Annotated in this window: 22 protein-coding genes; 19 read left to right on the top strand and 3 right to left on the bottom strand. The window is 68.4% G+C overall.

Annotated features, from left to right (window positions below):
• Positions 1-96: 96 nt before the first annotated feature.
• From dnaK to AC01Y6_RS02840, 18 genes are all read left to right on the top strand, one after another.
• Positions 97-1941, top strand: coding sequence for a molecular chaperone DnaK (dnaK, locus tag AC01Y6_RS02925; protein WP_476670144.1), 1845 nt, complete (start codon positions 97-99; stop codon positions 1939-1941).
• A 54-nt stretch (positions 1942-1995) separates the two neighbouring features.
• On the top strand, positions 1996-2529 hold the full coding sequence (gprE, locus tag AC01Y6_RS02920; protein ID WP_347240463.1) for a nucleotide exchange factor GrpE: 534 nt from the start codon (positions 1996-1998) through the stop codon (positions 2527-2529).
• Positions 2530-2532: 3 nt separating this feature from the next.
• Positions 2533-3366 (top strand): DnaJ C-terminal domain-containing protein, encoded by an 834-nt coding sequence (locus tag AC01Y6_RS02915; protein ID WP_428721429.1) that lies wholly within the window; start codon positions 2533-2535, stop codon positions 3364-3366.
• Positions 3353-3589, top strand: coding sequence for a chaperone modulator CbpM (locus AC01Y6_RS02910; protein ID WP_347240461.1), 237 nt, complete (start codon positions 3353-3355; stop codon positions 3587-3589). Before AC01Y6_RS02915 ends, AC01Y6_RS02910 begins: the two co-directional genes overlap by 14 nt.
• Positions 3590-3741: 152 nt before the next feature.
• Complete coding sequence (gene clpB / locus AC01Y6_RS02905; protein ID WP_476670143.1) at positions 3742-6306, top strand: ATP-dependent chaperone ClpB; 2565 nt, start codon at positions 3742-3744, stop codon at positions 6304-6306.
• An 11-nt stretch (positions 6307-6317) separates the two neighbouring features.
• Positions 6318-6707, top strand: coding sequence for a ferritin family protein (locus tag AC01Y6_RS02900; protein ID WP_347240458.1), 390 nt, complete (start codon positions 6318-6320; stop codon positions 6705-6707).
• Positions 6704-7888, top strand: a complete 1185-nt coding sequence (locus tag AC01Y6_RS02895; protein ID WP_428719660.1) for a VLRF1 family aeRF1-type release factor — start codon at positions 6704-6706, stop codon at positions 7886-7888. Before AC01Y6_RS02900 ends, AC01Y6_RS02895 begins: the two co-directional genes overlap by 4 nt.
• Before the next feature lie 13 nt (positions 7889-7901).
• Positions 7902-8318 carry an Hsp20/alpha crystallin family protein gene (locus tag AC01Y6_RS02890; RefSeq protein WP_476670142.1) on the top strand — a complete coding sequence of 139 codons (417 nt, stop codon included), beginning with the start codon at positions 7902-7904 and terminating at the stop codon, positions 8316-8318.
• A gap of 11 nt (positions 8319-8329) precedes the next feature.
• Positions 8330-9016, top strand: coding sequence for a metallophosphoesterase family protein (locus tag AC01Y6_RS02885; protein ID WP_428719661.1), 687 nt, complete (start codon positions 8330-8332; stop codon positions 9014-9016).
• A 9-nt stretch (positions 9017-9025) separates the two neighbouring features.
• Positions 9026-9439 (top strand): Hsp20/alpha crystallin family protein, encoded by a 414-nt coding sequence (locus tag AC01Y6_RS02880; protein WP_428721434.1) that lies wholly within the window; start codon positions 9026-9028, stop codon positions 9437-9439.
• Positions 9440-9538: 99 nt separating this feature from the next.
• A complete protein-coding gene (locus AC01Y6_RS02875) occupies positions 9539-9985 on the top strand; it encodes a DUF1931 family protein (RefSeq protein WP_476670141.1) in 447 nt (148 codons plus the stop codon).
• A gap of 1 nt (position 9986) precedes the next feature.
• Positions 9987-10409: a phosphate-starvation-inducible PsiE family protein gene (locus AC01Y6_RS02870; protein ID WP_476670139.1), complete on the top strand. Its 423-nt coding sequence runs from the start codon at positions 9987-9989 to the stop codon at positions 10407-10409.
• Positions 10406-10879: a cation:proton antiporter regulatory subunit gene (locus AC01Y6_RS02865; protein ID WP_476670137.1), complete on the top strand. Its 474-nt coding sequence runs from the start codon at positions 10406-10408 to the stop codon at positions 10877-10879. Before AC01Y6_RS02870 ends, AC01Y6_RS02865 begins: the two co-directional genes overlap by 4 nt.
• On the top strand, positions 10879-12021 hold the full coding sequence (locus AC01Y6_RS02860) for a cation:proton antiporter (RefSeq protein WP_476670136.1): 1143 nt from the start codon (positions 10879-10881) through the stop codon (positions 12019-12021). Before AC01Y6_RS02865 ends, AC01Y6_RS02860 begins: the two co-directional genes overlap by 1 nt.
• Before the next feature lie 36 nt (positions 12022-12057).
• Positions 12058-12885 (top strand): SDH family Clp fold serine proteinase, encoded by an 828-nt coding sequence (locus tag AC01Y6_RS02855; protein WP_476670135.1) that lies wholly within the window; start codon positions 12058-12060, stop codon positions 12883-12885.
• Positions 12886-13518, top strand: a complete 633-nt coding sequence (locus tag AC01Y6_RS02850; protein ID WP_347240447.1) for a rhomboid family intramembrane serine protease — start codon at positions 12886-12888, stop codon at positions 13516-13518.
• 10 nt (positions 13519-13528) lie between these two features.
• Positions 13529-13981 (top strand): CBS domain-containing protein, encoded by a 453-nt coding sequence (locus tag AC01Y6_RS02845; protein ID WP_476670132.1) that lies wholly within the window; start codon positions 13529-13531, stop codon positions 13979-13981.
• Positions 13981-15144 carry a cation:proton antiporter gene (locus AC01Y6_RS02840; protein WP_476670130.1) on the top strand — a complete coding sequence of 388 codons (1164 nt, stop codon included), beginning with the start codon at positions 13981-13983 and terminating at the stop codon, positions 15142-15144. Before AC01Y6_RS02845 ends, AC01Y6_RS02840 begins: the two co-directional genes overlap by 1 nt.
• Here the strand turns inward: AC01Y6_RS02840 and AC01Y6_RS02835 are convergent.
• Positions 15125-16744: a lytic transglycosylase domain-containing protein gene (locus AC01Y6_RS02835; RefSeq protein ID WP_476670129.1), complete on the bottom strand. Its 1620-nt coding sequence runs from the start codon at positions 16742-16744 to the stop codon at positions 15125-15127. The genes AC01Y6_RS02840 and AC01Y6_RS02835 overlap by 20 nt on opposite strands.
• 114 nt (positions 16745-16858) lie before the next feature.
• Between AC01Y6_RS02835 and dnaB the strand changes: the two genes are divergently transcribed.
• The gene (gene dnaB / locus AC01Y6_RS02830; protein ID WP_476670174.1) at positions 16859-18193 is read left to right on the top strand and encodes a replicative DNA helicase; all 1335 of its coding nucleotides are present in this window, start codon (positions 16859-16861) and stop codon (positions 18191-18193) included.
• Here the strand turns inward: dnaB and AC01Y6_RS02825 are convergent.
• Positions 18190-18741, bottom strand: coding sequence for a protoglobin domain-containing protein (locus tag AC01Y6_RS02825; protein WP_476670128.1), 552 nt, complete (start codon positions 18739-18741; stop codon positions 18190-18192). The genes dnaB and AC01Y6_RS02825 overlap by 4 nt on opposite strands.
• A 162-nt stretch (positions 18742-18903) precedes the next feature.
• Positions 18904-22836: glutamate synthase-related protein (locus AC01Y6_RS02820; protein WP_476670127.1), on the bottom strand; the 3933-nt coding region annotated here is incomplete at its 5' end.

Raw genomic sequence — 22836 nt, 5'->3', positions numbered from 1 at the left:
GAAGCCCGGGTAGCCTGGGGCACCATGATACAATGGCGCTCAACTCTCTTGACAAGAACAATCCGAACCGCTTACGCTAGAAGGGAGAGGTGCGTTATGGCCAAGGCAGTGGGCATTGACCTGGGTACCACCAACAGCGTGATCGCCGTCATGGAGGGCGGGAAGCCCGTGGTTTTGGAGAACGCCGAAGGGGAAAGGGTTACCCCCAGCGTGGTGGCCTTCCGCGACGGGGAGACCTTGGTGGGCCGCATGGCCAAGCGCCAGGCGGTCCTGAACCCCGAGGGGACCATCTTTGAGATCAAGCGCTTCATCGGCCGCCGCTTTGAGGAGGTAGAGGAGGAGGCCAAGCGGGTGCCTTACAAGGTGGTCCCCGGGCCCGACGGGGGGGTAAGGGTGGAGGTCAAGGGCAAGCTCTACACCCCCGAGGAGATCAGCGCCATGGTCCTCCGCAAGCTGGTGGAGGACGCCTCCAAGAAGCTCGGGGAGAAGATCACCAAGGCGGTGATCACCGTGCCCGCCTACTTCAACAACGCCCAGCGGGAGGCCACGGCCAACGCCGGGAGGATCGCGGGGCTCGAGGTCTTGCGCATCATCAACGAGCCCACCGCCGCCGCTTTGGCCTACGGCCTGGACAAGAAGGGGAACGAGACCGTCCTGGTCTTTGACCTGGGAGGCGGGACCTTTGACGTCACCATCCTGGAGATCGGCGAAGGGGTCTTTGAGGTGAAGGCCACCTCCGGGGACACCCACCTGGGCGGGTCGGATATGGACCACGCCATCGTCAACTGGCTCGCCGAGGAGTTCAAGCGGGAGTACGGGGTGGACCTCAAGGCCGACCGCCAGGCCCTCCAGCGCCTCATTGAGGCGGCGGAGAAGGCCAAGATTGAGCTCTCCAGCACCCTGGAGACCACCATCAGCCTCCCCTTCATCGCTTTGGACCCGGCGAGCAAGACCCCCCTCCACCTGGAGAAGAAGCTCACCCGGGCCAGGTTTGAGGAGCTCATTGAGCCCCTCTTGAAGCGCCTAAGGGGCCCGGTGGAGCAGGCCCTAAAGGACGCGGGCCTCACCCCCGCCCAGATCGACGAGGTGATCCTGGTGGGCGGGGCCACCCGGGTGCCCGCGGTGCAGCGGGTGGTGAAGGAGCTTCTGGGCAAGGAACCCAACCGCTCGGTGAACCCCGACGAGGTGGTGGCCATGGGGGCGGCCATCCAGGCCGGGGTGCTCATGGGCGAGGTGCGGGACGTGGTCCTCCTGGACGTCACCCCCCTCTCCCTGGGCGTGGAGACCAAGGGCGGGGTGATGACGGTGCTCATCCCGAGGAACACCACCATCCCCACCCGCAAGTGCGAGATCTTCACCACCGCCGAGCACAACCAGACCGCCGTGGAGATCCACGTCCTCCAGGGGGAGCGCCCCATGGCGGCGGACAACAAGAGCCTGGGCCGCTTCCGCCTCGAGGGCATCCCCCCCATGCCCGCAGGCGTCCCCCAGATTGAGGTCTGCTTTGACATAGACGCCAACGGCATCCTCCACGTGACCGCCAAGGAGAAGTCCACCGGGCGCGAGGCCTCCATCACCATCCAGAACACCACCACCCTTTCCGAGGAGGAGATCCAGCGGATGATTGAGGAGGCGAAGCGCCACGCCGAGGAGGACCGCCGCCGCAAGGAGCACGCCGAGCTCAAGAACGCCCTGGACTCGGCCCGCATCCAGGCGGAGCGGGTTCTCCAGGAGAAGCAGGGGGCCCCCGAGGCCAAGGCCCGGCTGGAGGAGGCCATCCGCAAGGCCAAGGAGCTCGTGGAGCGGGACGCCCCCGACCCCGAGCTCAAGGCGGCCACCGAGGAGCTCCTCAGGGCGGTCCAGGCCTACGAGGGCTCGGGGGCGGCCTCCGGCAAGGGCCAGGGCGACGTGATCGACGCCGACTACAAGCCCGCGGAGTAAGGCGAGGGAAGGGGGCTCCGCCCCTTTGGGTGGGGCCCCTTTTGGGGAGGGCCCATGGAGGAGCGGAACCACGAGAACACCCTGGAGAAGGACCTAGAGGCCGTGGGCCAGGAGGCCCAGGCCCTGGAGGAGCGCCTAAAGGCGGCGGAGGAGGAGCTTAGAGGCCTCAAGGACAGGTACCTCCGCCTCCTCGCCGACTTTGACAACTACCGCAAGCGGGTGGAGGGGGAGCTCAAGGCGCGGGAGCGGGAGGGCGTGCTCAAGGCCTTGAGGGCGCTCCTTCCCGTCCTTGACGACCTGGACCGGGCTCTGGAGTTCGCCGAGGCGAGCCCCGAGAGCATCCGCCAGGGGGTGAAGGCGGTCCGGGACGGCTTCTTCCGCACCCTGGCGGGCCTTGGGGTGGAGGAGGTGCCGGGGGAGGGGGAGGCCTTTGACCCCAGGTACCACGAGGCGGTGGGCCTCCTCCCCGGCGAGCCCGGCAAGGTGGCCCGGGTCTTCCAGCGGGGTTTCCGCCTGGGCGAGGCCCTGGTGCGCCCGGCCCGGGTGGCGGTGGGGGAGGCCAAGCCGGAAGAGGCCGAGCTGGAGTAAACCATGAAGGACTACTACGCCATCCTGGGGGTGCCCAAAAACGCCACCCAAGAGGAGATCAAGCGGGCCTACAAGCGCCTGGCCCGGCAGTACCACCCCGACGTCAACAAAAGCCCCGAGGCCGAGGAGAAGTTCAAGGAGATCAACGAGGCCTACGCCGTCCTCTCCGACCCCGAGAAGCGGCGGGTCTACGACACCTACGGCACCACCACCCCGCCCCCGCCCCCACCCCCTGGCGGGTACGACTTCTCGGGCTTTGAGGTGGAAGACTTCTCCGAGTTCTTCCAGGAGCTCTTCGGGGCCGGACTCTTCGGCAGGCGCAGGTCGGGCCCCCGCCGGGGCCGCGACCTCAGGGCCGAGCTTCCCCTAAGCCTCGAGGAGGCCTTCCACGGCGGGGAGCGGGTCCTGGAGGTGGGGGGAAGGCGGGTCACGGTGCGCATCCCTCCTGGGGTCCAGGAGGGGAGCGTGATCCGGGTGCCGGGGATGGGGGAGCGTGGCGAGCCCCCGGGGGACCTCCTCCTCACCGTGCGCCTCCTCCCCCACCCCGTCTTCCGCCTGGAAGGGCAGGACCTCCACGCCACCCTGGACGTCCCCGCCCCCATCGCCGTGGTGGGGGGGAAGGTGCGGGCCCCTACCCTAGAGGGCCCGGTGGAGGTTACCATCCCGCCCAGGACCCAGGCGGGGAAGAAGCTGAGGCTTAGGGGCAAGGGCTTCCCCGGCCCCGGGGGCCGGGGGGACCTCTACCTCGAGGTGCGGGTCACCATCCCCGAGCGCCTCACCCCCGAGGAGGAGGCCCTTTGGAAGAAGCTCGCGGAGGCCTACTATGCTCGCGCGTAGCCAGTGGCTTTCCCTCGAGGCCCTCCCCCAGTACGGCCTCTCCCTAGGGGCCGTGCGGGCCTACGTGGAGATCGGCTTCGTGGAGCCCTTGGAGGTGGGGGGCACCTGGTACTTCCGGGAGAAGGACCTCCTGAGAATGGCCAAAGCGGAGCGCATCCGCAAGGACCTGGGAGCCAACCTCATCGGGGCGGCTTTGGTGGTGGAGATTCTGGAGAGCGGCTAGGGACATCTTTCCTCTTCGGCTTCCCCTACAATCAGGGTAGCGGCTCCCCTTCTCCGCCTTCGGACTCAGCGCCTCAAGTTTTCCTACTCATATCTCTTGACAACAGCGTTATCAATGGATATGCTAGAAGTAGCAAAGGAGGGCAGGAAGGCATGAACCTGGAACGCTGGACCCAAGCCGCGCGGGAAACCCTGGCCCAGGCCCAGGTCCTGGCCCGGGAGATGAAGCACCAGGCCATAGACCTGCCCCACCTGTGGCGGGTGCTCCTTAAGGAGCCGGGAAGCCTGGCCTGGCGCCTTCTGGAAAAGGCCGGGGCCGATCCCAAGGCCTTTAGGGAGCTCCAGGAAAAGGAGCTCGCCCGGCTGCCCAGGGTGGAGGGGGCCGAGGCCGGCCAGTACCTCACCCCCCGGCTTTCCGGGGCCCTGAACCGGGCCGAAGCCCTCATGGAGGAGCTCAAGGACCGTTTCGTGGCCGTGGACACCCTGGTGCTGGCCCTGGGGGAGGCCACCCCTGGGCTACCCAGCCTGGAAGCGCTAAAGAAGGCCCTTTGGGAACTGAGAGGAGGGAAAAACGTGCAGACCGAACACGCGGAAAGCACCTACAACGCCTTGGAGCAGTACGGCATTGACCTGACCAAGCTCGCCGCCGAGGGCAAGTTGGACCCGGTGATCGGCCGGGACGAGGAGATCCGCCGCACCATCCAGATCCTCCTCCGGCGCACCAAGAACAACCCGGTGCTCATCGGCGAGCCCGGCGTGGGCAAGACGGCCATCGTGGAGGGGCTGGCCCAGCGCATCGTCAAGGGGGACGTGCCCGAGGGCCTGAAGGGCAAGCGCATCGTCTCCTTGCAGATGGGCTCCCTCCTCGCCGGGGCCAAGTACCGGGGCGAGTTTGAGGAGCGCCTCAAGGCGGTGATCCAGGAGGTGGTGGGGAGCCAAGGGGAGGTCATCCTCTTCATTGACGAGCTCCACACCGTGGTGGGGGCGGGCAAGGCCGAGGGCGCCGTGGACGCGGGCAACATGCTGAAGCCCGCCTTGGCCCGCGGGGAGCTCAGGCTCATCGGGGCCACCACCCTGGACGAGTACCGGGAGATTGAGAAAGACCCCGCCCTGGAGCGGCGCTTCCAGCCCGTCTACGTGGACGAGCCCAGCGTGGAGGAAACCATCTCCATCCTCCGGGGCATCAAGGAGAAGTACGAGGTGCACCACGGGGTGCGCATCGCCGACCCCGCCCTGGTGGCGGCGGCGGTCCTCTCCCACCGCTACATCCCCGAAAGGCGCCTCCCCGACAAGGCCATTGACCTCGTGGACGAGGCGGCGGCCCGCCTGAGGATGGCCCTGGAGAGCGCTCCCGAGGAGATTGACGCCCTGGAGCGCAAGAAGCTCCAGCTGGAGATTGAGCGGGAAGCCCTCAAGAAGGAGAAGGACCCCGACTCCCAGGAGCGCCTCAAGGCCATTGAAGAGGAGATCGCCAAGCTCACGGAGGAGATCGCCAAGCTCCGGGCCGAGTGGGAGGCGGAAAGGGAGGTCCTGAAGAAGCTCCGGGAGGCCCAGCACCGCCTGGACGAGGTGAGGCGGGAGATTGAGCTCGCCGAGCGGCAGTACGACCTGAACCGGGCGGCGGAGCTCCGCTACGGGGAACTTCCCAGGCTGGAGGCCGAGGTGGAGGCCCTCTCCGAGAGGCTGAAGAACGCCCGCTTCGTCCGCCTCGAGGTCACCGAGGAGGACATCGCCGAGATCGTCTCCCGCTGGACCGGGATCCCCGTGGCCAGGCTCCTGGAAGGGGAAAGGGAGAAGCTTCTTAGGCTCGAGGAGGAGCTCCACAAGCGCGTGGTGGGGCAGGAGGAGGCCATAAGGGCGGTGGCCGACGCCATCCGGAGGGCCCGGGCCGGCCTCAAGGACCCGAACCGCCCCATCGGGAGCTTCCTCTTCCTCGGGCCCACGGGGGTGGGCAAGACCGAGCTCGCCAAGACCCTGGCCGCCACCCTCTTTGACACCGAGGAGGCCATGGTGCGCATTGACATGACGGAGTACATGGAGAAGCACGCCGTCTCCCGCCTCATCGGGGCCCCGCCCGGCTACGTGGGCTACGAGGAGGGGGGCCAGCTCACCGAGGCGGTGCGGAGGAGGCCCTACACGGTCATCCTCTTTGACGAGATTGAGAAGGCCCACCCCGACGTCTTCAACCTCCTCCTCCAGATCCTGGACGACGGCCGCCTCACCGACAGCCACGGGCGCACCGTGGACTTCCGCAACACCGTCATCATCCTCACCTCCAACCTGGGAAGCCCCCTCATCCTGGAAGGCATCCAGAAGGGCTGGCCCTACGAAAGGATCCGGGACGAGGTCTTCGGGGTCCTGCAGAAGCACTTCCGCCCCGAGTTCCTGAACCGCCTGGACGAGATCGTGGTCTTCCGGCCCCTCTCCAAGGAGCAGATCCGCGAGATCGTGGAGATCCAGCTCTCTTACCTCCGGGCGCGCCTCGCCGAGAAGCGCATCACCCTGGAGCTCACCGAGGCCGCCAAGGACTTCCTGGCGGAAAGGGGCTACGACCCGGTCTTCGGCGCGAGGCCCCTCAAGCGGGTGATCCAGCGGGAGCTGGAGACGCCCCTGGCCAAGAAGATTCTGGCGGGAGAGGTCAAGGAAGGCGACCGGGTGGTGGTGGAGGCCGGGCCCACGGGCCTCACCTTCCAAACCGCCGAGCGTCTGGTGGCCTAAAGGGGGAAGCCATGAGGGTAGAGGAGGTTCTGCAGAAAGCTTACCAGGACGAGCTCCTGGACGCCCTCAGGGCGGAAAGGGCGGCGGAGGGCATTCCCTACCCCCACCTCAAGAAGCTCCTCAAGGAGGTGGCCGAGCGGGAGCGGGCCCACGCCGAGGCCCTGGCCGAGGCCCTCCGCCGCCTCGGGGCCTCCCTTCCCCCCGCCCCCAAGCCCGAGGAGAGGGGGTGGGAAAGCCTCCTCCGCCTCCTCTCCGAGGAGGGGCTGGACCGGGCCTACTACCTGGAGAGCACCCTCCCCGACCCCGAGCTGGAAGCCCTCTTCACCCGGCTCGGCCAGGAGGAAAGGCTCAACCAGGAAGCGGTGCGCAAGGCCATCGCCCTTTTAGGAGGTAGCCTATGATTGGCAAAGAGGAGATCCGCCGCATCAAGGAAAGCCTGGAAGGCCTGAAGACCCCAAGCCTCTCCCTCTACCTGGACGTGAACCCGGCCAAGCCGGAAAACGCGGGCCGGGCCTACGCCCTTAGGGCCAAGGACGCCATGAAGGCCCTCCGGGTGCCCGAGGCCTTGGCGGAGAGGGTGTTGGAGCTTCTCAGGCACGAGGTCATCCAGGCCAAGACCCTGGCCCTTTTCGCCGACGAGGCCCGCCTGGAACTTTACCCCTTGCAGGTGGAGCTACCCCTGGTGAGCGCCCTCAAGACCACCTTCCTGGACGAAGGGGCAAGCCGCCTCCTCACCGACGGGGTCTTGGCCCACTTTGGCGAGCCCTTCCTCCTCCCCCTGGTCTACGCCCTGGACGAGTACGAGCGCTACGGCGTGGTCTACGTGGACCGGGAGCGGTGGCGGGTCTTTGAGGTCTTCCTGGGGGAGATCGCCGAGGTCCAGGACGCCTTCCTGGCCCTGGACACGGAGGCCTGGCGCCGCCTCTCCCTGGACGCCCCAGGGCGCCGCTTCCACCTTGGGGGCATCGCCCGGGGCGGGGCGGGGCAGGACCTCTTCGCCAAGCGCCTCGAGGCCTGGGAGGGGCGCTTCTACAAAGCCCTAGCCCACGACCTGGAAAAGCTCTGGGCAGAAAGGGGCTTCACCCGCCTCGTCCTCATGGGCCCCGAGGAGCACACCAAGCTCTTCCTCACCCACCTCCCCGGACGCCTAAGGGAGCGGGTGGTGGCGGAGCTTCCCTCCCTGCCCCACCCTGGGGCGAGCCCCGGCGAGGTGCTGAAGCGCTTGGAGCCGGTCTTGGAGGAGGTGGAGCGCCGGGAGGAGGTCAAGCTCCTAAAGAGGCTGGAGGAGGCCTACCCCAAGGCCGCCTTCGGCCCCGAGGTGCTGGCCCGCCTGCAGGAAGGCCGGGTAGAGCTTTGGGTCCTTCCCTGGAACCTGGAAGGCGGCGTCTACGCCTGCGAGGGCCTTTACTTCGCCGATGAGGCCGAGGCCTTAGGCCTTTGCGACCAACCCCAGGCCAAGCCCCTGGCCCTGGTGGCGCCGGAGCTCGCCGCCGGGTACGCCGCCAGGCTGGAGTTCGTGCGCGGCGAGGCCGAAAGGAGGCTTCTTGAGCGCGGCGGCATGGCCGCGCTCTTGAGGTGGTAGGAGGTGAGGCAGAATGATCCGGTTTGATCCCTTCAAGGAGCTGGAGGAGCTTCAGGAAAGGCTGGCCCGCACCTTCGCCGCCCCCCAGCAAGGGCCGAGGGTGTTCGCGCCGCCCGTGGACATCCTGGAGGACGGGGAGGGGCTCCACATCCTGGTCTACCTGCCCGGGGTGGAGCCCGAGAAGGTGGAGGTGGTGGCGGAGGAGGGCGTCTTGGCGGTGAAGGCCGAGAGGCCCTTTGAGAAGAAGGAGGGCGTGGCCTACCACCGCCTCGAGGGCCCCTACGGCACCTTCGCCCGGAGCTTCAACGTCCCGAGCACCTACGACCTCGCCAAGGTGGAGGCCCGCTTCCGCCACGGGGTCTTGCACCTAAAGGTGCCCAAGGCCGAGGCCACCAAGCCTAAGAGGATTCAGGTGCAGGTGGAAGGCTGAGGAGGTGGGGTATGCGCCGGACGGTGCGCTACATCCTGGCCACCTCCAACCCCATGGGGGACCTCGAGGCCCTGGAGAAGTTCGTCAAGGTGGCTCCCGACACCGGGGCAGACGCCATCGCCCTGATCGGGAACCTCATGCCCAAGACGGCGAGGAGCCGCGACTACGCCGCCTTCTTCCGCGTGCTCTCGGAGGCCCACCTGCCCACGGCCTACGTCCCCGGACCCCAGGACGCTCCCATCTGGGAGTACCTCAGGGAGGCGGCCAACGTTGAGCTGGTCCGCCCCGAGATGCGGAACGTCCACGAGACCTTCACCTTCTGGAAAGGCCCCTATCTGGTGGCGGGCATCGGCGGGGAGATCACCGATGAAGGCGAGCCCGAGGAGAAGGAGGCCCTCCGCTACCCCGCCTGGGTGGCCGAGTACCACCTGAAGGCCCTCTGGGAGCTCAAGGACTACCCCAAGATCTTCCTCTTCCACACCATGCCCCACCACAAAGGCCTAGGAGAGGGAGGCTCCCACGAGGTGGCCCACCTCATCAAGACCCATAACCCCCTCCTGGTGGTGGTGGCCGGGAAGGGCCAGAAGCACGAGACCCTGGGGGCGAGCTGGGTGGTGGTGCCCGGCGACCTCTCCGAAGGGGAGTACAGCCTCCTGGACCTCCAGGCGAGGAAGCTGGAGACGGGGAACGTGCGCTAGGGGTGCGCCATGCTGGAGAAGCTTTGGCCCTTTGGCCGGTCCCGCTTCCGCAAAGCCGTGGAGGAGGCCCTGGAGAAGGTCTTCCAGGAGCCAGGAGGGGTGCTGGAGCCCCTCTCCGAGCTCGAGGAGCGCGAGGACCACTACCTCCTCCGGGTGGAGGTGCCGGGGCTTGGCCCCGAGAACCTCGAGGTGCGCCTGGAAGGGGACCAGCTGGTCATAGAAGGGGAGAAGCGGGAGGAGAAGCGCACCAAGCACCTCGCCGAGATCGCCTACGGCCGGATCTACCGGGCCTACCTCCTCCCCAAGGACGCCAAGAAGGAGGGGATTGAGGCCAGGCTCGCCAAGGGGGTGCTGGAGGTAAAGATCCCGCGGGAAAAGCGCCTCGAGGAGCCTCCGGTGAAGATCCCGATCCGGGAAGGATAGCCCCGGGGGCCCGGCTACCGCCGGGCCCCTGATTCTTTCAGGGGCAATATTCTTGACATAAAGATGCTGAATCAGATAACCTGGGGACGGTGAGGGTTTATGTTGATGAAGATCGCCGAGTTTGAGAAGCTCTTCCGGCTGGCCGCCGGGCTGGACGTGGACAAGAACGACCTGAAGCGCCTCTCCGACTTCCTGCGCAACAAGCTCTACGACCTCCTGGTGGTGGCGGAGCGGAACGCCCGCTACAACGGCAGGGACCTCATCTTTGAGCCCGACCTGCCCATCACCAAGGGCCTCCAGGAGACCCTAAAGGAGTTCCGCCGCATGGACACCGCCTTGGAACTCAAGCCCGTGCTGGACGCCCTGGCGGCCCTCCCCCCCTTGGACCTCGAGGTCGCCGAGGACGTGCGGAACCTCCTTCCCGAGCTCGCCGGGGCCCTGGTGGTGGCCTACGCCCGGGTGCTCAAGGAGCTGGACCCCGCCCTCAAGAACCCGAGGACGGAGCACCACGAGCGGGCCGAGCGGGTCTTCAATCTCCTGATTTAGCATGTCCCAGGACCTGTTTTTAAGCCTTTACCGGGGGGCCACGCGGCTTGTCTTCAACCTGGTGGTGGTGGCCCTCTTGGTGGGCCTCTTCGCGGGGGTGGGGCGCACCTTCTTGGAACTCGGCCTCACCCTCACGGAGCCCACGGTGCGCCTGGGGCTCAAGGATCTTATCACCAACGTCCTTTCCCTGGTTATCGTCCTGGAGCTCGTCCGGGTCTTCGTGGAGTACTTTGAGTTTGAGCGGGTCCGCCTGGAGGTGCTTCTGGAGGTGGGCATCGCCCTGGCCCTCAGGGAGCTTCTCCTCTTGCTTTTTGCCGAGCGGATTTCCGGAACGGATCTCTTTCTTTGGAGCCTGGGAATCCTGGCCATGGTGGCCGGGCGCACCCTGGCCGTGCGCTTCCCCCCGGAAAGGAGGAGGGCATGAAGGTAGAGGAAGTGGTCCTGCCCGGAGTGGGCCGGAAGTTCACCATCACCGTGCAAAGCGGCGACCGCTTGGTCATCGTGGTCCACCACTCGGGGAAGCGGGAGGTCCAGTACTTTGAGGCCGGGGAGGAGGACGAGCCCGCTATGGCCCTAGACCTCACCGACGAGGAGGCCCGGGAGATCGGGGCCATCCTTTCCGGCGTCCTCTTCCACCCCGAGGCGGTGGGGGACACCCAGAGCAAGCTCTCCGAGAAGGTCATTGAGTGGATCAAGGTCCTGCCCGGTTCCAGGCTCGCGGGCAAGCGGGTGGGGGACCTCCCCCTGCCCCCTGGGGCGCACGTGCTGGCCGTGGACCGCCCCGGGGCCCCCCTCCTTCCCCACCCCGGGCCCGGGGTGGTCCTGGAGGTGGGGGACACCCTGGTGGTGGCGGGGAGCCGGGAGGCGGTGGAGGCCTTTAAGAGGAACCTCTGATGCACCCTTCCCTGGAGGCCTTCACCTTGGCCGCGGGGCTTCTGGCCCTGGGGGCAGCCCTGGTCCACCGCTATGGCTTCCCGCCCCTTCCCGTCTACCTCCTCACGGGCCTCCTCGTGGGGGAAAGGCTTAACGTGGAGGAGCTGGAGCCTTTGCCCTCCCTTGGGCTTTTGCTCCTCCTCTTCTCCGTGGGCCTGGAGTTCGGCCCCGACCGCCTTAGGAGCCTTTCGGGGAAGGCCCTGAGGGCAGGGCTTTTTGACGCCTTAGCCCTGCCTTTGGGCCTCCTCCTGGGGCTTCTCGCCGGGCTGGACCTCAAGGGGGCGGCCCTCTTGGCCGGGGTAGTCTACGCGAGCTCCAGCGCGGTCATCGTCAAGCTCATCGTTGACCTGCGCCGGGCCGCCAACCCCGAAAGCGAGGTGGTCCTGGGGGTCCTGGTCCTGGAAGACCTGGTCGTCGCCCTCCTCCTCGCCCTCCTGGGCGGCCACGGGCCCACGGGCTTCCTGGGTGGAGTGGCCCTGGCCCTCCTTTACCTCCTCTTCGCCCGCTTCCTCGGGCCCCCCATGGTGCGCTTCGCGGAAACGTTCTCCGATGAGCTGGTCCTTCTCCTCGGGGCCGCCTTCACCGCGGGCACCGCCCTCCTCTTCCACGCCGCGGGGGCCTCGGAGGGCGTTGGGGCTTTCCTCTCCGGGGTCATCGCCGCAAGCCTCGGGCTTCGGGAAAGGCTTGAGCGCCTCTTCGGCCCCGTGCGGGACCTGGGGGTGGCCCTCTTCTTCCTGGTGGTGGGGGCCCAGGCCCTGGGGCTTCTCCAAGGGCTTACGCCCTGGGCCCTGGCCCTCGCCCTTATGGGGATCGCCCTCAAGCTTCCCCTCAACCACCTGGGCGGGGCCCAGGCGGGGCTTGGGCGGAAGCGGCGCCTCTACAGCGCCCTCTACCTGGTCCCCCGGGGCGAGTTCAACCTGGTGCTGGGGGCTTTGGCCTTAGGCCAAGGCTACCCCCTGGTGGCCCAGGTGGCCGTCCTCTTGGTGCTGGTCTCCATCCCCCTGGGAGCCCTCCTCATCCGCTTCGCCCCGGAGCTCGGCCAGCGCCTCTACCGGGAGGCCTCGAGGAAGCGGCTTCCGGGAAAACCCCCGGCCTCCCCGTGAGGCCAAGGACCCTGTATACTTCTCTTGGAGGCGCATATGGAGATTTTCTTCCAGCTTTTTTGGCTTTTCTTCATCCTCTCGGCCCTAAGCCCTTACCTGCAGCAGCAGATGCTCCTCGGGGCCCGGGCCCGGAAGATCGCCGAGCTGGAAAGGAAGCGGCAAAGCCGGGTCATCACCCTCATCCACCGACAGGAAGCGGTGAACCTGCTCGGGATCCCCATCAGCCGCTTCATCAACATAGACGACTCCGAACAGGTCCTGAGGGCCATCCGCCTCACCGACAAGAACGTGCCCATTGACCTCATCCTCCACACCCCAGGGGGCCTGGTGCTGGCGGCGGAGCAGATCGCCGAGGCCTTGCTTCGCCATCCCGCCAAGGTCACGGTCTTCGTCCCCCACTACGCCATGTCCGGGGGCACCCTCATCGCCCTGGCCGCGGACGAGATCGTCATGGACGAAAACGCCGTCTTGGGACCGGTGGACCCCCAGCTCGGCCAGTACCCGGCGGCAAGCATTCTCAAGGTCCTGGAGAAGAAGCCCCTCTCCGAGATAGACGACCAGACCCTGATCCTCGCCGACGTGGCGGAGAAGGCCCTGAGGCAGGTGAAGGCCACGGTGAAGAACCTCCTAAGGAAGCACATGCCCGAGGAGAGGGCGGAGGAGGTGGCCACCCTCCTTTCCCAGGGCACCTGGACCCACGACTACCCCATTGACGTGGCCCAGGCCCGGGAGATGGGGCTTAGGGTTTCCACGGAGATGCCCCTCGAGGTCTACGAGCTCATGGACCTCTACCCCCAGGCCCAGGGACAGAGGCCGAGCGTCCAGTACGTGCCCCTCCCCTACCGCCAAGGAGGGGGGCGGTAGGTGTTCCCCCTCTACGACCTGAACCGGGCCTATCGGCCCGCCGTGGTGGTGCGGGGCCTGGTCCTGGCCAACGCCCTCGCCTTCCTCTTTGAGCTCGCCGCGGGCCCCGAGAGGGTGGTGGAGGCCCTGGGCTTCGTCCCCGCCCTCTTCTTCCAGGACCCCGTGGGGCAGGCCCACCGCCTCCTCACCAGCATGTTCCTCCACGGGGGGCTTTTCCACATCCTCTCCAACATGTGGTTCCTCTGGGTCTTCGGGGACAACGTGGAGGACCGCATGGGCCACGGGCGCTTCCTCCTCTTCTACCTCTTGGGAGGGGTGGCCGCCGCCTTGGCCCAGGGCCTCGCCATGCCCGGCTCCACCGTGCCCATGATCGGGGCGAGCGGGGCGGTCTCTGCCGTGCTCGGGGCCTACTACGTCCTCTTCCCCCGGGCTTATGTGGTTTCCGTGGTCTTCTTCGTCCTCCCCTTCTTCGTCACCTTTCCCGCCGGGTTCTACCTGGGGTACTGGGCCATCCTCCAGCTCTTCCAGGGCCTCCTTGGCCTTCCCGGGGTGGCCTGGTGGGCCCACCTCGGAGGCTTTCTCTTCGGCCTCCTCCTCGCCCCGCGCTTCGCCCGGAGGTGGCGGCGCTGGTAGACTCTAGGCCATGAAGGTGGCCGAGGTCATGACCCGAAACCCCGAGACCCTTGGCCCCGAGGCGACCCTCGAGGAGGCCGCCCGGCGCCTCCTGGAAACCCGCTACGGGAGCTTCCCCGTGGTGGACCGGGAGGGCCGCCTCCTCGGGCTTTTGCAGGTGGAGGAGCTCCTGCCCAGGCCGGAAAACGTCCCCTTCTCCGATGTGGAGGCCCTGCAGCTTTTCGGGGAGTGGGTGGACGAGGGGGTGCTCCAGGAGATCTACCGCCGCTACCAGAAGACCCCGGTAAAGGCGGTGATGCGCACCGACCTCCCCCGGGTCCATCCGGAAACCCCTTTGGGCAAGGCCTTGGAGATCCTCCTTACCAGCGAGGTCCGCCACCTCCCGGTGGTGGACGGAGAGGACCGGGTGGTGGGCCTCCTCACCCGGAGCGACTTCCTCAAGCTCATCCTGGGGAGGGGCTGATGCACGGGGCGGAACACCTATTGGAGATCTTCTACCTTCTCCTCGCGGCCCAGGTCATGGCCTTCCTCTTCCGGCGCCTGAACCAGCCCGTGGTCATCGGGGAGGTGCTTGCGGGCGTCCTGGTGGGGCCCGCCCTTTTGGGCCTCGTGCACGAGGGGGAGGTGCTGGAGTTTTTGGCGGAGCTTGGGGCCATCTTCCTCCTCTTCATGGTGGGCCTGGAGACCCGGCTCAAGGACATCCTGGCCGTGGGGAAGGAGGCCTTTTTGGTGGCCGTTTTGGGGGTGGCCTTCCCCTTCGTGGGGGGGTACCTCTACGGCCTGCAAATCGGCTTCCAAACCCTCCCCGCCCTCTTCCTGGGCACCTCCTTGGTGGCCACCAGCGTGGGCATCACCGCCAGGGTCCTCCAGGAGCTCGGGGTCCTCTCCCGCCCCTACGCCCGCATCATCCTGGGGGCGGCGGTGATTGACGACGTGCTGGGCCTCATGGTGCTGGCGGTGGTGAACGGGGTGGCCAAGACGGGCCAGGTGGAGGTGGGGGCCATCCTCAAGCTCGTCCTCCTCTCCGTGGCCTTCGTGGGCCTGGCGGTCCTCCTCTCCACCTGGGTGGCCCGCCTGCCCCTGGAGAGGCTTCCCGTGGGGAGCCCCTTGGGCTTCGCCCTGGCCTTGGGCGTGGGCATGGCGGCCCTGGCGGCCAGCATCGGCCTCGCCCCCATCGTGGGGGCCTTCCTCGGGGGGATGCTCCTCTCCGAGGTCCGGGAGAAGTACCGCCTCGAGGAGCCCGTCTTCGCCATAGAGGGCTTCCTCGCCCCCCTCTTCTTCGCCATGGTGGGGGTGAGGTTGGAGCTCGCCGCCTTGGCGAGCCCCGTGGTCCTGGCGGCGGGAGCCGTAGTCACCCTCATCGCCATCCTGGGGAAGGTCCTCGGGGGGTTCCTCGGGTCCCTCACCCAAGGGGTGCGGAGCGCCTTCACCGTGGGGGTGGGGATGGCCCCCCGGGGGGAGGTGGGGCTCATCGTGGCCGCCTTGGGCCTTTCGGCGGGGGCGGTGAACGAGGAGGAGTACGCCATCGTCCTCTTCATGGTGGTCTTCACCACCCTCTTCGCCCCCTTCGCCTTAAAGCCCCTCATCGCCTGGGCGGAAGCGGGCCTCAAGGGGGCGAAGGAGTAGCCTTGTAGGCGGCGTAGGCGGAGAGCACCCTGGCGAGGTACTCCCGGGGCTCGTCTCTTTCCTGGAAGCGGAGGAAGGCGAAAAGCCCCCCTTCCCGGGCCACGCCCCTTAGGGTGTAGCCGATCCCGCCGTTGTAGGCGGTGAGGGCGCAGGCGAGCTGCTCCACGCCGGAGAAGGCGGCGCACCGCTCCATGAGCCAGCGGAGGTAGCGGGCGGCGTAGCGGATGGCGCTTTCGGGGTCCAAGGGGTCGGCGGGGGGCTCTCCGAGCATCCGCGCCACGTCCGCCCAGGTGCTCCGCAGGAACTGGGCGAGGCCAAAGGCCCCCGTGGGGCTCCTCGCCCCCGGGTCAAAGCGGCTTTCCACGTGGAGGAGGGCGAAGAGGAGGTCGGGGTCCAGGCCCTCCCTCCTCGCGTAGCCCTCCACCCACGCCCGGTAGGCCCGGGGGTAGGCGAGGGCGGTGGGCCAGGCGGCCCGGATCCCCTCCCGGTAGGCCCCCAGGCGGTAGAGGAGGGGGACGAGGGCGGGCCAGTCCTCGGGCCTCCGCCAGAGGGCGTAGCGCACTTCTCCCCGGGCCCAGGCCTCCCTTCCCGCCCGGGCCAGGGCCTCCACCAGGGGAGCCACCTCCGGCATCGGGGCCCCAGGGGCCTGGGGGGGTGGGCTCGGCGCCTTGCCCACGAGGAGGCCGAGGCCCCCCTCGAGGCGGGCGTAAGCCTCCTGCTGCGCCTCCTTTTTCCCGAGCTCCCCGGCGAGGAGGTAGGCGCGGAGGGCGGCGTCGTCGGCGTAGGGGCTTTCCCCTCGGGCCAGGGCGAGGTAGAGGGGAAGGGCCTCGGCCTTCCTGCCCAGGCGCTCCAGAAGGGCCGTGGCCCGCCAGAGGCCCTCCGGGGGGCCCTCCCGGTAGCGGACCAGGGCCTCTTCCACTTTCCCCATGGCCTCTAGGAGGCGGCCTTCGGCCAGGCGGCTTTCCGGGTGGTCGTAGCGGGCGAAGGCCCTTAGGGCCTCCTCCCGCCTTCCAAGCCGCCATAGGGCGTACCCGAGGCCCAGGTAGCCCCGGGGGTCGGCCTCCGCCCAGGCCCGGTAGTGGGGAAGGGCCTCCTCGTAGCGCCCCAGGCGGTAGAGGGCCTGGGCGCGGAGGTCGGGCCGTTGCCCTTCGGGGAGGGCCTTGAGGAGGGCTTCGTACGCCCGGCCCCTAAAAAGGGCCTCCCAGAGCCTCTCCCCTTGGCCCAGGCGGAGGAGGGCCTGGGCGGCCTCCTCCCTAGGGAGGAGCCTCGCCCAGGCGGAGAAGGCCCTCACGTCCCCCGCCCGCTCCAAAAGGGGGGCTGCCACACGCCAGAAGGCCTCCGCCTCCCAGCCCGGCTCAAAGGCCCGTACCTCCTCCAGGAAGAGGGCGTAGCGCCAGGCGTACTCCGCCCGCTCGGAAAGAGGGAGGTCTTCCTCCCGCACCAGGAGCCAGCCCGCGAGGAGCCCCGCGTACCCCTCGCCGGAGAGGGCCACCTGGCGGAGGGCCTCCACGTTGCCCTTCTCCAGGGCGGCGTAGGGCCCGGGTAGGTCCTGGGCCCGGCAGGCGGCGAGGATGAGGAGAAAGAGGAGAAGCCAGCGCACGCCTTAGAGCTTATTCTCTCCTCCTGAGAGGCGGCAAAGAGCCAATCCTTCCCACAGGGGAAGGACCCTGGCGGGAAGAGGGGGGGCGGGCGTAGCCTGGTGGGGTCTATGGGTTTGGAAGGCCGTATTCCTCCCCACAGCCTCGAGGCCGAGCAGAGCGTGCTCGGGTCCATCCTCCTGGATTCCGGCGTGATGGACGAGCTGGAGGGCCTCCTCCCCTCCCCCGAGGCCTTTTACATGGAAGCCCACCGCAAGATCTACGCCGCCATGCAGGCCTTAAGGGCCCAGGGGAAGCCCGTGGACCTGGTGACCCTGGCCGAGGAGCTTTCCCGCCGGGACGAGCTTGCGGGGGTGGGCGGGGTGAGCTACCTGGTGCAGCTCTCCGAGGCCACCCCCACCGCCGCCTACGCCGAGCACTACGCCCGCATCGTGGCGGAGAAGTGGACCCTGAGAAAGCTCATCCAGGCCGCCGGTGAAGCCATGCGCCTCGCCTACGAGGAGGCGGGGAGCCTGGACGAGATCCTGGACCAGGCGGGGAAGCGGATCCTCGAGGTGGCCCTCACCCAGACCGAGACCGAGGCCCGGGCCATGCGGGAGCTGGTCCACGAGACCTTTGAGCACATTGAGGCCCTTTTCCAAAATAAGGGGGAGGTGGCCGGGGTCCGCACCGGCTTCAAGGAGCTGGACGGGCTCATCGGCACCCTGGCCCCGGGCTCCCTCAACATCATCGCCGCCCGCCCCGCCATGGGCAAGACCGCCTTCGCCCTCACCATCGCCCAGCACGCCGCCCTCAAGGAGGGGGTGGGGGTGGGGATCTACTCCCTGGAGATGCCCGCCGCCCAGCTGGCCTTGCGCATGATGTGCTCCGAGGCCCGCATTGACATGAACCGGGTGCGGCTCGGGCAGCTTTCCGACCGGGACTTCTCCCGGCTCGTGGACGTGGCGGGACGCCTCTCCGAGGCCCCCATCTTCATTGACGACACCCCCGACCTCACCCTCATGGAGCTTCGCGCCCGGGCGAGGCGGCTTAAGAGCCAGCACGGGGTGGGCCTGATCATCATAGACTACCTCCAGCTCATGTCGGGGCCCGGCGGGGGGCAGAAGGGGGAGAACCGGCAGCAGGAGATCGCCGCCATCTCCCGGGGGCTTAAGGCCTTGGCCCGGGAGCTGGACGTGCCGGTGATCGCCTTAAGCCAGCTCTCCCGGGCGGTGGAGGCCAGGCCCAACAAGCGCCCCATGCTCTCCGACCTCCGGGAGTCGGGCTCCATTGAGCAGGACGCCGACCTGGTGATGTTCATCTACCGGGACGAGTACTACAACCGCGACTCGGAGAAGGCGGGCATCGCCGAGATCATCGTGGGCAAGCAAAGGAACGGCCCCACGGGCACCGTGGAGCTGCAGTTCCACGCCCAGCACGTGCGCTTCAACGACCTGGCCAAGGAACCCTAGGCCTGGGAAAGAAGGGCCGAGGCCCCCTCCTTGAGGGCACGGGCGAGGTCCCGGTGCCCCAGGGAAAGGCCTAAGGAGAGGGCCTCGAGGTAGCTCTCCTCTATAAGGGCGATCTCTATGGCGACGATCTTCTCAAAAGCCTCCACGGCGCTGTAGACCTCGGGGCCACGGAGGGCGGTGCGCAGATGCTCCAGGGAAAGCTCCTGCACGATGCCCATAGCGGGGATCATGGCCTTGGGACCGATGCCGAGCCGGGCGTGCACCAGGCCGATGCGCCGCCTCCTTTCCGCGTAGGCCCGGTCGTACGCCCCCGAGAAGAGCTCGCCGTACCAGCGGGCGAAGGTCCGGTAAAGCCGCTCCACCCGCCCCGGCTCGGCGTGGAGGATGGCGCCGAGCTCCGGGTCCCGCCCCAGGTAGTCGTAGAAGGCCAGGGCCACCTCGTGGGCGATAGGGGTCATGACCTCGCCGAGCTCCCTAAGGAGGGCGGCATGGGCCTCGGTGAAGCCCGTGCGCCGCTTTAGGAGTTGCAAAAGCTCCCCGGGGCCCACGGGACAAATCTACCCTTCCCGGGCTCTTCCCGTCTAGGGCAAAGGGCCCGGCTCCAGGCAGGGGGTGCGGGCCCTCTGCCCAAGAAGGCGATGGAAAAGCTCGGCCTACCTCCTCCGGCCGAGCTTATGCCGTTGGGGTGCTTACGCCGGCATGGGGTGCCGCTACTCCGTGCTCACCCCCTGCTCCACCTGCTGGTTCGCGGGCTCCACCATGCGGAAGTGCTCCGCCGGGTTCTCCAGGAGGGTCTCCAGCCGCCTCGCCTTCTCCTCCCGCTTGGCCTCCCTAAGCACGCGGAGGTAGGCGGTAAGGAGCTCCCGCACGTCCTCCACGCCCCGGGCGTCCAGGGGCTTCACCGCCACCTTGGCCCCCTTGGCCAGCCGGCGCTTCATGGCCTCCTCGGTGAGGCCCATCTCCGGCCAGTGCCTTAGGTAGACCCGCCCCCCGGTCATCCCCGAGCAGATCCAGGGCCCGGGGTCCCCGAGGACCAGGGCCCGCCCCCGGGTCATGTACTCAAAGGCGAAGCCCTTGGCCTGGGCCCGGGCGGCGAGGTTGCCGAGGTCGTCCCTTAAGGGCCTTTCCGGCTCGCCGCCCAGGACCACGTCGGCCCCGGAAAGCCGGATGCAGAAGCGGCTGTCCGCCACCCCCTCCACGATGAGGAGGCCCCCGATGGCCCCGTAGGCGAAGCTCTTGCCCACGGAGCCGTCCACGTAGGCCCCGTAGGGGTTCCGCCCCTTGAGGACGGCCACGGTGCCGCCGAAGGCGCCCTTGGCCACCCCGTCCTGGGCCCCGCCTTCCACCACCACCTTCATCCCCTCCACGTTGAAGGCGGCGAGGCCGTTTCCGGCCACGCTCCCGGCGTCAAAGCGGAGCTCCACCTCGGCCTCAAACCCCTTGCCGTAAAGGCGCCTCCGGGCGATCTCCCCGGCGAGGTGGGCCCCAAGGGCCCGGTCGGTGGAGTCCACGGGGCCTTCCTGGAAGACGAGGCGCTTGCTGCCCTCGGCGTAGGCGGCCATGACCACCTCGGTGATGGTGCGGGTGAGCTGGTTCAGGGGCTTCCTGAGGACGTGGGCCGAGGTGTCCTTGAGCCAGTCGGGCTCCTCCACGGGGGCGAAGAAGTAGCCCAGGTCCAGCTCCTCCAGGTGGTCCCGCTGGTAGAGGAGGTCCGAGCGGCCCCTTAGCTCCCGAAGGGAGCGGGCCCCAAGGGCGGCCACGAGCTCCCTTAGGGCCTCTCCCTTGGCCCCGAAAAAGCGGACGAGCTGCTCCACCGCCCGGTCCAGGTCCTGGGGGACGAAGCGCTTGAGGCCGTGGGCCAGGGCCTCCTCCAGGGTCTCGATCTGGGTGGTGATGCCCACGTGGCAGGTGTCCAACTGGCAGCCGCGGCAGATGGTGCAGCCGATGGCCACCATGGCCATGGTGGCCATGCCCACCCGGTCGGCCCCCAGGAGAACCATGCGCAAGACGTCGTAGGCGGTCTTGAGGCCCCCGTCGGCCCAGATCTCCACCCGGTCCCTAAGCCCCGCCCGCACCAGGGCCCGGTGGGCCCGGCGCACCCCGAGCTCCACGGGAAGCCCGGCGTACTTCAGGGCGTGGAGTCTCGCCGCCCCCGTCCCCCCCTCAAACCCGGAGAGGGTGATGACGTCCGCCCCCGCCTTGGCGATGCCCACGGCGATGGTGCCGATGCCGGGGATCACGGGCACCTTCACCGAGACCAGGGCCTTGGGGTTCACCGTCTTCAGCTCCTCAATGAGCTGGGCCAGGTCCTCAATGGAGTAGAGGTCGTGGTTGTTGGAGGGGCTGATGAGGTCCACCCCGGGGACGGCGTTCCGGGCGGCCGCCACCTTGGGCGAGACCTTCTTGCCGGGGAGGTGCCCTCCCTCGCCGGGCTTCGCCCCCTGGCCGATCTTGATCTCAATGACGCTCGCGGAGTTCAGCATGTAGGCGTGGACCCCGAAGCGGCCCGAGGCCACCTGCTGGCCCCGCCAGGGGGTGTACTTGCCCAGCATGTCGGGGATCTCCCCGCCTTCCCCGTTCACGCAGAGCATGTTGAGGCGCTTGGCCGCCTCCACGTAAGCGCGGAAGGAGGCCTCCCCCTGGGAGCCGAAGCTCATGGCGCTGATGACGAAGGGCAGGGAGTGGGCCCCCACGGAGAGGTCCACCTCCTCCGGGGCCACCTCGCTCCTTTCGGGGAAGCGCACCTCCAGAAGCTGGCGGGCGGCCACGGGGTTTTCCCGCTCCAGGGCGCGGACCTTCTCCTGGAAGTGGGCGTAAGGGGCCTGGCCCGCGGCCACCTCCTGGGCCGCCTTGTAGATCCTGGGGTTGAAGCGGAAGTCCTTGGCGGGCATGACCTTCTCCGCCCTAAGGAAGCCCTCCCGCTCAAGGAGGGTGCGCTCCAGCTCCAAAAAGCCGTACCCGGCGCCCTCCGAGCCCAAGAAGTTTCGCGTGCCGAAGAGCTCGGCGAGCTCGGGCTTGAGGCCGATGGCGCTGAAGATCCGGCCGTAGCCCCTAAGCTCGTGGATGCCCATGGTGGAGATGACCTTCTCCAGGCCCTTGCGGAGGGCCTCGAGGGCGTTCGCCACCCCCTTCCTCCCCTCCAGGGCCCGGGCCTTCTCCTCCAGAAGCCACGGGGCCACCGCCTCCGCCCCGAGGCCGAGGAGGAAGGCCAGATCGTGGAGGTTCCGCACGCCCCCGGAGTGGACGAGGAGGGAGGTCCTGCGCCTTAGGGCCACCCCCTCGGCGTCCCGCTTCATGAGGGCCCGGTTCACCGCGGCCACGGCGAGGCCGATGTCAATCCAGACCCCTCCTTGGAAGGCCTCCCGGTCGGAGAGGATGAGGACCTCGGCCCCCTCCTCCACGGCCTTCACCGCCTCCTCCTCCAGGCGCTTGAGCCCCGCAAGGAGCCCCTCCTCCACGGCGAACTGGGGGACGAGGGTCTGGGTCTTGAAGCGGGCCCGGACCTCGGAGAGGGTCAGGGTGCCGAAGGCCTCGGCCAGGGCCTGGTCCTCCTCCAGCACCAGGGGCAGAAGGAGCTCCTCCACCCTTCCCCCCTCCCGGCCGTCGGGAAGGGGCCTTCTGCCGAGGAGGGTGCGGGTGGAGAAGTGCTCCACCTCCCGCTCCCGGTCAATGGCGGGGTTGGTCACCACCGCCACCGTCTCCTTGAAGAACTCGGAGAGGTTGGGCTTTTCCGGGTTGAGGGCAGCGAGGGGCCCGTCGTAGCCCAGGGAGCCGATGGGCTCGTTGCCCGTCTTGGCCAGGGCCTCGAGGTAGGCCTGGTCCCAGCGGTCCCAGCCGTAGGCCCGCTCCAGGCCCAGGGGGGGTGGGGCGGGCTTTTCCTCCACCTCGGCCCCGCTTCCTCCCGCCAGGGGGGGCGGGCCCTCGCGGAGGGGCCCCGCCAGGTGCACCCGGTAGCCCCCCACCGGGGTGCGGGCGGCCATCCTCTCCAGCACCAGGCGCTGGTGCCGGTCAAAGGGCAGGACCTTGGGGCCTTCCGGGGTGAGGCGGAGGTAGACCTTCTCCCCCGGGGCCAAAGGCTTGGGCTCGGAGACGAACTCCTCGGCGCTGAAGACCCCGCGCTCGGAGGAGAAGACGATTTCATAGGGGGTTTCAAACTGCCAAAGGGGCCTCAAGCCCATGGCGTCGGTGGCGAACACGGCCTCGTCCCCGTGGCGGCTCACGATGGCGGCCGGGCCCTGGGCCAAGGGTCCGAAGCGCTGGCGCAGGGCCATGTAAAGGTCCTGGAGGTCCTCGGGCAGGGCCTTGATCTCCCCCAAAACGGGGGGAAAGACCAGGTCCATGGCCTCGGGGAGGGTGAGGCCAAAGCGGTAGATGAGCCCCTCCAGCATGCGGTTCAGGTCCTGGGAGTCCGAGCCCCCGGTGCGGGGGATGCCCAGGAAGTCCATCTCCCGCCTCAGGCGCTCAATGGTGTTGATTTCGCCGTTGTGGCCGAGGAGGCCGAAGGGCTGGACCTGCTCAAAGGTGGAGAGGGTGTTGGTGGAGTAGCGGTTGTGGCCCAGGGCGATGCGGCTTTTGAACTCGGGGCGGGAGAGCTCGGGGTAGTAGCGCTTTAAAAGCTCCGCCGCCCCCCGCACCTTGTAGAC

Source organism: Thermus sp. (assembly GCF_056332225.1).
Note: the sequence above shows the minus strand (reverse complement) of the source record. Positions and strands in the feature narration are given on the sequence as shown.